11 protein-coding genes are annotated in these 11,857 nt (G+C 70.8%); 7 read left to right on the top strand and 4 right to left on the bottom strand.

Annotation, left to right across the window (positions count from 1 at the left end; all coding sequences use genetic code 11):
• Nucleotides 1-286 (bottom strand): hypothetical protein (locus M3C17_RS00760; protein ID WP_259975690.1); only part of this gene is annotated, 286 nt, incomplete at its 3' end.
• Nucleotides 287-479: 193 nt separating this feature from the next.
• A complete protein-coding gene (locus M3C17_RS00755; RefSeq protein ID WP_259975689.1) occupies nucleotides 480-1,394 on the bottom strand; it encodes a helix-turn-helix transcriptional regulator in 915 nt (304 codons plus the stop codon).
• Between the two features lie 110 nt (nucleotides 1,395-1,504).
• Between M3C17_RS00755 and M3C17_RS00750 the strand changes: the two genes are divergently transcribed.
• Nucleotides 1,505-2,404 carry an alpha/beta fold hydrolase gene (locus tag M3C17_RS00750; RefSeq protein ID WP_259975688.1) on the top strand — a complete coding sequence of 300 codons (900 nt, stop codon included), beginning with the start codon at nucleotides 1,505-1,507 and terminating at the stop codon, nucleotides 2,402-2,404.
• Here the strand turns inward: M3C17_RS00750 and M3C17_RS00745 are convergent.
• The gene (locus M3C17_RS00745; protein WP_259975686.1) at nucleotides 2,364-2,849 is read right to left on the bottom strand and encodes an Lrp/AsnC family transcriptional regulator; all 486 of its coding nucleotides are present in this window, start codon (nucleotides 2,847-2,849) and stop codon (nucleotides 2,364-2,366) included. The two genes, M3C17_RS00750 and M3C17_RS00745, sit on opposite strands and share 41 nt — an antisense overlap.
• Nucleotides 2,850-3,018: 169 nt before the next feature.
• Here M3C17_RS00745 and pdhA point away from each other — a divergent pair, with 169 nt between their 5' ends.
• The 3 genes from pdhA to M3C17_RS00730 are packed head-to-tail and all read left to right on the top strand — an operon-like array spanning nucleotide 3,019 to nucleotide 6,514.
• Nucleotides 3,019-4,134, top strand: coding sequence for a pyruvate dehydrogenase (acetyl-transferring) E1 component subunit alpha (pdhA, locus tag M3C17_RS00740; RefSeq protein ID WP_259975699.1), 1,116 nt, complete (start codon nucleotides 3,019-3,021; stop codon nucleotides 4,132-4,134).
• Nucleotides 4,135-4,136: 2 nt separating this feature from the next.
• Nucleotides 4,137-5,147: an alpha-ketoacid dehydrogenase subunit beta gene (locus M3C17_RS00735; RefSeq protein WP_259975685.1), complete on the top strand. Its 1,011-nt coding sequence runs from the start codon at nucleotides 4,137-4,139 to the stop codon at nucleotides 5,145-5,147.
• Nucleotides 5,144-6,514 carry a dihydrolipoamide acetyltransferase family protein gene (locus M3C17_RS00730; protein ID WP_259975684.1) on the top strand — a complete coding sequence of 457 codons (1,371 nt, stop codon included), beginning with the start codon at nucleotides 5,144-5,146 and terminating at the stop codon, nucleotides 6,512-6,514. Before M3C17_RS00735 ends, M3C17_RS00730 begins: the two co-directional genes overlap by 4 nt.
• Here M3C17_RS00730 and M3C17_RS00725 read toward each other — a convergent pair.
• Entirely contained in the window at nucleotides 6,507-7,109 is a 603-nt protein-coding gene (locus M3C17_RS00725; protein WP_259975683.1) for a TetR/AcrR family transcriptional regulator, read from the bottom strand. The two genes, M3C17_RS00730 and M3C17_RS00725, sit on opposite strands and share 8 nt — an antisense overlap.
• Before the next feature lie 110 nt (nucleotides 7,110-7,219).
• Here M3C17_RS00725 and M3C17_RS00720 point away from each other — a divergent pair, with 110 nt between their 5' ends.
• Genes M3C17_RS00720 through M3C17_RS00710 form a run of 3 tightly spaced genes read left to right on the top strand, consistent with a single transcriptional unit; the run spans nucleotide 7,220 to nucleotide 11,849 of the window.
• Entirely contained in the window at nucleotides 7,220-8,773 is a 1,554-nt protein-coding gene (locus M3C17_RS00720; protein ID WP_259975682.1) for a carboxyl transferase domain-containing protein, read from the top strand.
• Nucleotides 8,774-8,778: 5 nt separating this feature from the next.
• Nucleotides 8,779-10,701: a biotin carboxylase N-terminal domain-containing protein gene (locus M3C17_RS00715; RefSeq protein WP_259975681.1), complete on the top strand. Its 1,923-nt coding sequence runs from the start codon at nucleotides 8,779-8,781 to the stop codon at nucleotides 10,699-10,701.
• Nucleotides 10,701-11,849 carry an acyl-CoA dehydrogenase family protein gene (locus M3C17_RS00710; protein ID WP_311198413.1) on the top strand — a complete coding sequence of 383 codons (1,149 nt, stop codon included), beginning with the start codon at nucleotides 10,701-10,703 and terminating at the stop codon, nucleotides 11,847-11,849. The genes M3C17_RS00715 and M3C17_RS00710 overlap by 1 nt, the downstream gene beginning before the upstream one ends.
• Nucleotides 11,850-11,857 lie beyond the last annotated feature (8 nt).

Below are 11,857 nucleotides of genomic sequence, written 5' to 3'. Positions count from 1 at the left end.
CGACCAGCGTGATTCCGCCGCTGGAGTTGGCGGAGTGCGCGAGCTCCTCGATCCACCGCCGGCTCAGCTCGGGCGGCTCGGGCGCATCGAACACGAAGCGCAGCGGAATGGAGGGGTGCAGCCAGAGGGTGGAGCGCCCCGGCGCGTCGCCCTCGGGGTGGCGCCAGGACAGCGTGAAGCTCTCGTTGCGTCGCAGCTTCGTCGCAATCACGACCTTGAGGTGCGCGAGCGCCCGGTCGTCGATCTGGATCGGCGTCTGCGTGTCGCCGTAATACAGACTTCCCATCGTCAGCAGGCCTTCTCGCTGCGGATGGCTGTCGTGTTCATGGGACTCCTCACGGCGTTTCGTCAGGGCAGCGCATACGGCCACCCCTAGGGGGTACTACGGACTCTAATCGCTCTCCGTGCCCGCCAGGACGGCGACGCGCAACGCGCCGTCATCCGCGCAACGACTGTGCGCCCGGTGTACGGCGTCGGCCTCACGAGCGCGGGAGGGTAGGCGGCATGCCGTAGGTGTCGCGATACGCCGCGGCGAAGCGCGAGGAGTTGCTGAACCCCCAGCGACGCGCAACCGTGGCGACCGAGGCGCCCATGCCCGCGCGGAGGTCCCGGTGCGCGCCGTCGAGCCGTGCGCGGCGCAGCGCATCCGTCGGCGTCATATCGAGTGCGCGGCGGAAGGCGTACTGCAGGCCGCGGGTGGACATGAACGAGGCCGCGGCGATGTCGTCGATCGTGATGGGGAGGTGGGCGTTTGCGTCGATGTACGACAGGGCGCGTCGCACCGAGACCGGAGCGGCGGAACGCTGCGCCGGGCGGCGGAGGGCCTCGCTGAACGTCGTCGGGAAGCTGTGCAGGGTGAGCAGGAGCGCATGACGCTCGAACTCAGCCGCGACGAACGGGTCGACGGTGTCGTCTGCGAGAGCGCCGTCGATGTAGGAGAACATGGCCTCCCAGCGCGCGCCGTCCGCTGCCGAGTGGGGAGCGAGCCCCGTGCCCTTCAGTTCGATGCCGTCGTCACCCGTGATCTGCCGCGCCGCTGCTTCCGCAGAGGCGCGGTCGAACACGAGAGCACGAACGTGTGCACTGCGGTCCCATCGCGCCTCCACGCGCGTGCCGTCGGTGAGCCAGGGCTGGCCGGCGTCGAGCGTCTGCCTGTCCGACCAGAGGCGCGCGTCCGGAGCCTCCACGCGGCACACCAGCAGCTGATCGTCCGGCTCCGCCCGGGAATGGACCTGCGCTGTGAGCTCGTAGCGCACCAGGCTCGTCATGCCCACCTCGACGGAGCGCCAGTCGAAGCGGAAGCGCCGCGGATCGACGTCCTGCAAGGTCGCCGAGGGCACGAACTGCTGCCAGGTGGACTCCACCTGCTCGATGTCCCTGGATGTGAACTGCACCCGCCGCCCCTCGCTGCACGCCGTCGAGAACGGCGCCTCTCTGGACGATAACCCATCCCGCTGACACCAAGCCCGACGGGCCCGCTGACGGAGGCTCGTAGACTCGAGGGATGAGCGTGCCTTCCCCCTATGCGGACCGCCTCCAGCGCCTTCCCGTACGCCGACACGAGGTCGAAGTCGCCGGCGGGATCACCGCGTACTGGGAGTACGGGGCGCCGGATGCGCAGGCGACAGTCGTGGCGGTGCACGGCTTCCGCGGCGAGCACCATGGACTGGAGCCCGTGCTCGCGTATCTGCCGGAGGCGCGCGTGCTGGTCCCCGATCTGCCGGGTTTCGGCGAGTCAGCGCCGCTGCCAGGCCGCCGTCACGATCTCGACGCGTACGCGTCGTGGCTCATTGGGTTCGCCGCCGCAGTCGCACCGGGCGCCGTGATCCTCGGTCACTCCTTCGGCTCCATCGTGGCCGCGGCGGCGGTCGCCGGCGGACTCGAGACCCCGCGGCTCATCCTGCTCAACCCGATCGGTGCGCCGGCGCTGGAGGGACCCAAGGGGCTGATGACCCGGCTCGCGATCCTCTACTACGCGCTCGGCGCGCGGTTGCCGGAACGACTCGGCACGGCGCTGTTGCGCAACAGGGTGATCGTGCGCGTCATGAGCATCACGATGGCGAAGACGCACGACCCGGCCCTGCGGCGGTTCATCCACGATCAGCACGACACCTACTTCTCGCGCTTCTCCGACCGGGAGGTGCTGCACGATGCGTTCGTGGCCAGTGTCTCGCACGATGTCAGGGAGTTCGCGCCGCGGATCTCCGTGCCCACGCTGCTGGTCGCGGCGCAGCGCGACGACATCACGCCGATCGAAGCCGAGCGGCATCTCGCGACCCTGTTCCCCGACGCCGAGCTCGTCGAGATCGCGCACGTGGGGCATCTGATCCATTACGAGACGCCCGCGGAGGCCGCGGGCGCGATCAGAAGGTTCCTCCGGATTCCCGTCGCGCGAGGCCGATGAGACCGGCCACACGGAAGGGGATCACTTCGCCCATCGCGAGGGAGGTCTCGGTCCGCTCCACTCCTTCGATGGAGAGGATCCGCGCGTCGGTGTCGAACAGGTGCCTGGCATCGCGGCAGGCGACCCGCGCCAGGAGGTCGATCGATCCGCTCAGCCCGTGGGCCTGGACGACCTCGGGGATGCGCGCGAGCTCGTTGATGATCCGCGGAAGCTCGGTCTGGCGCACCCCGATGCTCACGAACGCCTGGAGGGGGAAGCCCAGCACATCGGGGGAGAAGGAGCGCTCGTAGGAGAGGAAGACTCCGCTCTGCTCCAGGCGTGCCATGCGCGCCTGGATCGTGTTGCGGGAAAGTCCCATCCGCTCGGCGAGTGCGACGATCGTGATCCTCGGATCCTCGGCGAGCGCTGCGAGCAGGTCGAGGTCGATGCGGTCGAGTCCAGGCATAGTGCCAAACCATAGCAGGGCTCAGTCAGCGAAAAATGAGCAACATGCTCAAGCGCGCACCGAATGCTTGAGCGAGGTGTTGAGCAGACGTACTCTCAGACCATGTCGGTGATGACGCCGGCACCGTTGCGTGGCCTCACGAGGGCCGCCAGGGACGAGGAGGACGATGATGTCGCCGCAGATCACCCCCATCGCAGACGCCGCCCAGGATCTCGAGCTCTCGGAGCGCATCCTCGCTCCGGATGGGTCCCGCGTGCCGAACCCCCGACTCGACCCGCTCGTCGCCGATGTGGATGCCGCTCAGCTCCGCGCGCTGCACCGTGACATGGTCGTCCTCCGCCGCATCGACGCCGAGGGTGTCGCCCTGCAGCGGCAGGGGCAGCTCGGTCTGTGGGCTCCGTGTCAGGGTCAGGAGGCGACGCAGATCGGCACGGCTCGCGCGCTGGCACCGCAGGACTTCGTCTTCCCCAGCTACCGCGAGACCGGCGTGATCTATGCGCGGGGCGCACAGCCCGGCGACTACGTGCGCATGTGGCGCGGCGAAGAGGGTGCGGCGTACGACCCTGCCGTCCTCGGCGTCGCTCCGCTCCAGATCATCATCGGCGCGCAGACGCTGCATGCGGTCGGCTACGCCATGGGCATCCGGCACGAGAACGCCCCGGAGGTCGCGGTGACCTACTTCGGGGACGGAGCGACCAGCCAGGGAGACGTCAACGAGGCGATGATCTTCGCCGCCTCGTATCAGGCACCGGTGGTGTTCGTGTGCCAGAACAACCACTGGGCGATCTCGGAGCCGGTGGCCGTCCAGTCCCAGTACCCGATCGCCGGACGTGCCCCCGGATTCGGCATCCCGAGTCTCCGCGTCGACGGCAATGACGTCCTCGCGTGCATGGCGGCGATGCGCTGGGCGCTCGAGCATGCGCGCACGGGCAACGGCCCCGCCTACATCGAGGCCGTGACCTATCGCATGGGCCCGCACACCACCGCGGACGACCCGACGCGCTACCGCGACGAGGAGGAGCTGGAGTCGTGGCGGCGGCGCGACCCGATCGCCCGGCTCGAAGCGCACCTGCGCGCCCGCGGTGAGCTGACCGAGGAGCACGTCGCCGACACCCAGGCGGCGGCGGACGCTGTCGCGAAGGAGATGCGTGCGGCGTGCCTGGGCATGGTGACCCGACCGCCGCTGGCCGTGTTCGACGGCGTGTACGCCGAACCGCACACGGGGCTGGAGCGCCAGCGCGCGGAATACGCCGCCTACCTCGCATCGTTCGAGAGCGAGGCCTGACCATGACCGAGCTCACACTCGGAAAGGCACTCGGCGCCGGTCTGCGGCAGGCGATGCGCGACGACGACAAGGTCGTGCTGCTCGGCGAGGACATCGGCAAGCTCGGCGGCGTGTTCCGCATCACCGACGGTCTCCTCGACGAATTCGGCGCTGCGCGTGTGATCGACACGCCGCTCGCGGAGTCCGGCATCGTCGGCACCGCGGTGGGCCTCGCCTTCCGCGGCTATCGGCCGGTGGTGGAGATCCAGTTCGACGGGTTCCTGTACCCCGCCTTCGACCAGATCGTCTCGCAGGTCGCGAAGCTGCATTACCGCACCCAGGGTCGCGTGAAGATGCCGGTCACCATCCGCATCCCCTGGGCGGGCGGCATCGGCGCGGCCGAGCATCACTCGGAGTCGCCCGAGGCGTACTTCGCACACACCGCGGGCCTGCGCGTGATCGCCGTCTCCAACCCGCAGGACGCGTACCGGAGTCTGCGCCAGGCGATCGCGAGCGACGACCCCGTGGTGTTCTTCGAGCCGAAGCGCCTGTACCACCACAAGGGGGAGGTCGACCTCGACGCCCCGCTCGCGGACGCGCCCCCGATGGGGCTCGCCAGAGTCGTCCGCGCGGGCACGGACGCCACCCTCATCACCTACGGAGCGATGGTCACCACGGCGTTGCAGGCGGCAGAAGCCGCGGAGGACGAGGGCGTCTCGCTGGAGGTGATCGACCTGCGCTCGCTGTCGCCGGTGGACTACGACTCCGTCGCCGCCTCCGTCCGGAAGACCGGTCGCGTGGTCGTGGCCCACGAGGCCTCGCGAGAGGCGGGACTCGCCGCCGAGGTGATCGCCAGCATCACCGAGCGCTGTTTCGAATACCTCGAGTCCGCCCCGCTGCGGGTCACCGGTCATGACGTGCCCTACCCGCCCGCGAAGCTCGAGAAGTACCACCTTCCTGACCTCGATCGCCTGCTCGACGCGGTCGACCGGGTGCTCGACCGACCCCACAGCCTGACGGGAGCAGAGGCATGATCGCGGAGTTCCGGCTTCCCGACCTCGGTGAAGGACTGACCGAGGCCGAGGTGGTGCAGTGGCTCGTCGCACCGGGCGACAGCGTCGCGCTGAACCAGACGCTCGCGGAGGTGGAGACGGCCAAGGCGGTCGTGGAACTGCCGTCGCCGTACGAGGGAACCGTCTCGACGTTGCACGCGAGCGCGGGGGAGACCGTCGCCGTCGGGGCCCCGCTGATCGAATTCGACGTGGCCGGAGAGGAACCGGTGGCGGCGGGTGACCCGGCGGGCGCGTCCGCGGGGACCGAGCCGGAGAAGGCGCAGCCGAACCTGGTCGGCTACGGCGCCGCCCCCTCGACGACGGGGCGTCCCGCGCGCCGGGCGCGTCGGATCGGCGGCAGCGTCCCCGCGGCCGACACGGCGGTGCTGGAGGCGGCACCGCACGACGCCGCACCGACCGCCTCGGTGGAGACCGTCATCAAGCGTCCGCGGTCGACGCCGCCGGTGCGGGCGCACGCGAAACGCCTCGGCGTCGACCTCGTGCTGGTCGCGGCGGAGGTCGGCGACCGCGTCATCACGCGTAAGGACGTCGACGACTATGCGGAACGCGTCGGCGCGGGGGCGGCTGCTCCTGCGGAGCGTGCGGAGGTGGAGCCGCAGCTCCTGCCGCCGCGCCACGACGACCGTGCCCGCGAGACCCGATCGCCGATCAGGGGTGTCCGCAAGCACACGGCCGCGGCCATGGTGCAGAGCGCCTTCACCGCCCCGCACGTGACCGTGTTCCACACGGTCGACGTCACGGCGACCATGGATCTGCTGGCACGCCTGCGCGAGGACCGTGCCCTCAGCGCGCACCGCATCGGTCCGCTGGCCGTGGTGGCGAAGGCCGTGTGTCTCGCGCTCGGCCGCGCCCCGGGCCTGAACTCGCGCTGGGACGAGGCCGCCGGAGAGATCGTGCAGTACGGGTACGTCGACCTGGGCATCGCCGCCGCGACCGAGAGAGGACTGATCGTCCCGATGATCCGGGACGCGGAGCGGCTGACCCTGGTGCAGCTCGCCGATGCCGTGAAGTCGCTGGCCGAGACCGCCCGCGCCGGGAAGACGTCACCCGCCGAACTCGCCGGTGGCACCTTCTCCATCTCGAACATCGGCGTGTTCGGTGTCGACGCCGGAACCCCGATTCTGCCGCCAGGGCAGTCCGGGATCCTGGCCGTGGGTGCCGTGCGCAGACAGCCCTGGGAGCACCGGGGAGAGATCGCGCTGCGTCAGCTCATGACGCTGAGCCTGTCGTTCGACCATCGGCTCGTCGACGGTGCCGAGGGGGCGGCGTTCCTGAAGGAGGTCGCCGACATCCTCGAGGAGCCGGGACGGGCGATGCTCCTCAGCTGACGGCGCGCAGCGCGGCGTCCGCCATCGCGGCCAGCACGGTCGCGGTGGCGGAATGCCGCCTCGTGGCCGCCCTCGTGCTGTGTGGCGTGGAGTTGATCAGCCCGAAGCACGCCTGCACCCGCAGCCGCAGCTCGTCGCGCTCGACCGCGGCCGGACGATCGACGGCGGCGAGCGCGTCCATCCAGAGCTCGATGTAGGCACGCTGCAGTCGGCGGACCTCGGCGCGGTCGGCCTCAGCGAGATGCGCCACGTCGCGGTCCTGCACCTGGATGACCTCGGCGTTGCCCAGAGCGAAGTCCACGTGGAAGCGGATGAGTCCGCGCATGCGCTCGTCCGCGTCGTCCGTGAGCGCAGCGACGCGCTCACCTCCGTCCACGAGGTCATGGCTCACCTTCACCAGTACGGCGCCGAGGAGAGCCTGCTTGCCGGCGAAGTGACGATAGACGGCGGGCCCGGACACGCCGACGGCCGCACCGATGTCCTCCAGGCTGACGCCGGTGTACCCGCGCGCGGCGAACAGGCGTGCGGCGGCATGCAGCAGCGCGTCGGACCGTTCCGCCTTGGCACGGTCTCGGGCGGTGAGCGGGCTTGTCATCTCAGTTAATCCTCGCTAACCTGAATCATCGGGTTAGTGAACACTAACCGAGGAAGCATCCACCGCGCCAGCTCCGGCGGCGCGGGCGTGGGGTCGAGGAGGACATCACGATGCCGGCAACCCAGGAGAGCCTGGCGCAGGAGCTGCGCGAGCGACTCGCGACGGCGGCCGTCGGCGGCCCCCCGGCCTCGCGCGAGCGGCATGTCGCACGCGGGAAGCTGCTGCCGCGGGACCGGGTGACCCGCCTCCTCGACGAGGGCAGCCCCTTCATCGAGATCGCGCCTCTTGCGGCGGACGGGCTGTACGGGGGAGAGGCGCCGGGGGCCGGCGTGATCGCCGGCATCGGCCTCGTGCACGGACGCCACGTCATGGTCGTGTGCAACGACGCGACCGTCAAGGGCGGCACCTACTTTCCGCTCACGGTGAAGAAGCACCTGCGCGCGCAGGAGATCGCGCTGGAGAACCGCCTGCCGTGCCTGTACCTGGTCGACTCGGGCGGGGCCTTCCTGCCGAAACAGGACGAGGTCTTCCCCGACCGGGACCACTTCGGCCGCATCTTCTTCAACCAGGCGCGGCTGTCGGCGGCCGGCATCCCTCAGCTCGCCGCCGTCCTCGGCTCCTGCACAGCGGGCGGCGCGTATGTGCCCGCCATGAGCGATGAGACCGTGATCGTGCGCGGACAGGGGACGATCTTCCTCGGCGGTCCGCCGCTGGTGAAGGCCGCGATCGGCGAGATCGTCACGGCCGAGGAACTCGGCGGGGGAGAGCTGCACGCCCGGCGCAGCGGAGTGGTCGACCATCTCGCCGAGGACGACGAGCACGCGCTCGAGATCCTGCGAGACATCGTGGCGACGCTGCCGCCTCTCGCCGCTCCCGCCTGGGAGGTGCAGGAGAGCCGTCCACCCGCCGAGACGGGTTCCCTGTACGACGTGGTCCCCGTGGACGTGAACGCCGCGTACGACGTGCACGAGGTCATCGATCGCGTGGTCGACGGCGACACCTTCCGCGAGTTCAAGGCCGAGTACGGCACGACCCTCGTCACCGGCTTCGCGCGCCTGCACGGCCATCCCATCGGGGTGGTCGCCAACAACGGCGTGCTGTTCGGGGAGTCCGCGCTGAAGGGCGCGCACTTCATCGAGCTGTGCGACCAGCGGGGCATTCCCCTGCTGTTCCTGCAGAACATCACGGGGTTCATGGTGGGCTCGGACGCCGAGGCCGGCGGGATCGCGAAGGACGGCGCCAAGATGGTGACCGCGGTCGCGACCACCCGGGTGCCGAAGCTCACGGTCATCATCGGCGGCTCTTTCGGCGCCGGCAACTACTCGATGTGCGGTCGGGCCTACTCGCCGCGGTTCCTGTGGTCGTGGCCGGCCAGCCGCATCTCGGTGATGGGCGGTCCGCAGGCGGCGTCCGTGCTCGCCACCGTGAAGGAGGAGCAGCTGGCGGCCCGTGGCGAGGCGTGGGAGGCGGACGCGCGCGCCGCGTTCGAGAGCCCGATCCGCGAGCAGTACGAGCGACAGGGCGAGCCGTACTACGCCACCGCTCGACTCTGGGACGACGGCATCGTCGACCCCGCCCAGACCCGCGACCTGCTGGGCCTCGCCCTCGACGTCGTGTCCCGCACCCCGTTGCCCGAACCGCGCTTCGGCGTCTTCCGGATGTGAGCCCCATGCCGACCACGAGCCGTCCCTCCTTCCATACCGTCCTCGTCGCCAACCGCGGCGAGATCGCCAGGCGCATCATCCGCACGCTCCGAGACCAGGGCATCCGGAGCGTGGCGGTGTACAGCGATGCGGACGCCGGCGCGCCGAACGTGCGCGAAGCCGACACCGCCGTGCGAATCGGTCCCGCGCCCGCCGCGGAGTCCTACCTCGACATCGACGCCGTGATCGCGGCCGCCCGCCGCACGGGCGCCCAGGCGATCCACCCCGGCTACGGGTTCCTCTCGGAGAGCGTCGGGCTCGCGCAGGCCTGCGCCGAGAGCGGGATCGTGTTCGTCGGCCCCTCGGTCGAGGCGCTGCAGATCATGGGGGACAAGGCCAGAGCTCGAGAGCACGTCGCGCGCAGCGGCGTGCCCGTGGTCCCCGGCTTCGACGCGAGGGGCCTGTCCGATGCCGAGATCGCGGAGGAGGCCGCCGCCGTCGGGTTCCCGCTGCTCGTGAAACCGAGCGCGGGCGGCGGCGGCAAGGGCATGGAGGTGGTCTCCGCGGCCACCGAGCTGTCGGCGGCGCTCGCCTCGGCTCGGCGCGTGGCATCCGCTGCGTTCGGCGACGACGCCCTCGTGCTGGAGAGGCTCATCCGCCGGCCCCGACACATCGAGGTCCAGGTCTTCGGCGACGACCACGGGCGGGTGGTCGCATTCGGCGAGCGCGAGTGCACGCTCCAGCGTCGTCATCAGAAGGTGATCGAGGAGGCGCCGTCTGCCGGCATCCCCGCGGAGACCAGGGAACGCCTTCTCTCGGCCGCCGTCCGTGCGGCGGAGAGCGTGTCCTATGTCGGCGCAGGCACCGTCGAGTTCCTGGTGGATGCGGACGCCCCTGAGGACGTGTTCTTCATCGAGATGAACACCCGTCTCCAGGTCGAGCATCCGGTCACGGAGGAGGTCACGGGCCTCGATCTCGTGGCCCTGCAGCTGCGCGTCGCGGACGGGCAGCGCCTGGACGTGCACGCGCAGCTCCGGGGCCACGCCGTGGAGGCGCGCGTGTACGCGGAGTCCCCCGAGCGGGGCTTCCTGCCCTCCACCGGAACTGTGCTGCTGTTCGAGGCGCCCGCCGGGGTCCGCGTGGACTCGGCGGTGGAGAGCGGCAGTGAGGTCAGCGGCTACTACGACCCGATGATCGCGAAGGTGATCGCACACGCGGACGATCGAGAGACGGCGCTGCGTCGTCTGGACGATGCGCTGTCACGCCTGGTCGTGCTGGGGGTCGACACCAACATCGCGTTCCTGCGCACGCTGCTGCGGAACGAGCGGGTCCGCGCCGGCGACCTGGACACGGGACTCATCGAGACGCTGCTGCCGCTCCCGACGCGTCGCCCGACTCCGGCACAGCTGTCCGCCGTCGCCGGCCTGACCGGGGTGGCCACGCGCGCGCGAGGGGCAGGTCCGCTGTGGCAGTCCCTCACCGGATGGCGGCTGGGCGCGGACCCGGCCCTCGATGCCCCGCTGGGTGTGGTGACCGACGACGACGAGCTCCTCATGATCGACCGAGACGCGGCGCCCGCCGGGGAAGCCCGTGCCGCGATCGACGCCGACGGCGCGGTCTGGGCGTCCGATGCCGGCGCGACCGTGCGGCTGCGTCCCCTGGACCGCAGGCAGCTGCTACGGCGGCGTCTCGCGGCAGCCGATCGGGGTGCGCGCGCCAGCGCGCCGGAGGGCCGCGCTCCGATGCCGGGGAGTGTCGTCGCGGTGCACGTCGCCGACGGCGCGACGGTGACGGCCGGCGACCCGCTGGTGGCCGTCGAGGCCATGAAGATGGAGCACCAGGTGCTCGCGCCGCACGACGGCGTCGTGCAGCTGCTGGTCGTGGTGGGCGACCAGGTGCGGCGCGACCAGCCGGTCGCGCGGGTGACGACGACTGAGGAGGACCGATGATGGACAGCCTGACCGAGGAGGAGCGCGAGCTCGCGGCGATGGTGCGCGAATTCGCGGAGACCGTGGTGGCTCCGCAGGCGTACGAGGCGGACCGCACGCACACGCTGTCCATGGACGTCGTGGCACGCATGGGCGAACTGGGACTGTTCGGCCTGCCGTTTCCCGAGGAGTACGGCGGCCAGGGTGGCGATTACATGGCTCTCGGGCTGGCGATCGAGGCGCTCGGCCGCGTGGACCAGTCCATCGCGATCACCCTGGAGGCCGGGGTCAGCCTCGGGGCCATGCCGGTCTTCCGCTTCGGCACGGAGGAGCAGAAGCGTGAGCTGCTGCCCGATCTGCTCGCCGGAAGGGCCCTTGCCGGATTCGGCCTGACCGAGCCCGAGGCCGGCAGCGACGCCGGAGCCACGCGGACGACCGCCCGCCTCGACGGCGACGAGTGGGTGATCGACGGCTCCAAGCAGTTCATCACGAACTCCGGCACGCCCATCACCCGGTTCGTCACGGTGACCGCCGTGACCGGCAGCGTCGAGGGGCGCAAGGAGATCTCGACGATCATCGTGCCGAACGGCACCCCGGGCTTCACGGTCGAGCCGCCGTACGACAAGGTGGGCTGGAACGCGTCGGACACGCATCCGCTGACCTTCGACGGAGCGCGGGTCCCGGCCGGCAACCTGCTGGGGGAGCGCGGACACGGGTTCCGCAACTTCCTCAGCATCCTCGACGAGGGGCGCATCGCGATCGCCGCCCTTTCCACCGGAGCAGCGGAAGGGTGTCTGGAGGCGGCGGTGGAGTACGCCAAGAGCCGGACGATCTTCGGCAGCGCGCTCAGCACACGCCAGAACGCCCAGTTCACCCTCGCTCGCATGCGGGCTCGCGTGCACACCGCGCGCCTCGCCTGGCACCACGCGGCGCGGCTCCGCGACCGCGGGCTCTCGTTCGCCGAGGCGGCGGCCATCGCCAAGCTCGTGGCCGGGGAGGCGGCGATGGACAACGCGCGGGATGCCACACAGATCTTCGGCGGCAACGGGTTCATGAACGAGTTCCCGGTGGCGCGCCACTACCGCGACTCGAAGATCCTGGAGATCGGGGAGGGCACCACCGAGGTGCAGCTGCTCGTGATCGCCAGGACTCTGGGGCTCGCCGGGTAGCGTGAGGG

Source organism: Microbacterium sp. p3-SID336, assembly GCF_025143365.1.
Taxonomy (GTDB): domain Bacteria; phylum Actinomycetota; class Actinomycetes; order Actinomycetales; family Microbacteriaceae; genus Microbacterium.
The sequence above is the reverse complement of the archived record's forward strand: the minus strand, read 5'-3'. Positions and strand labels throughout refer to the sequence as shown.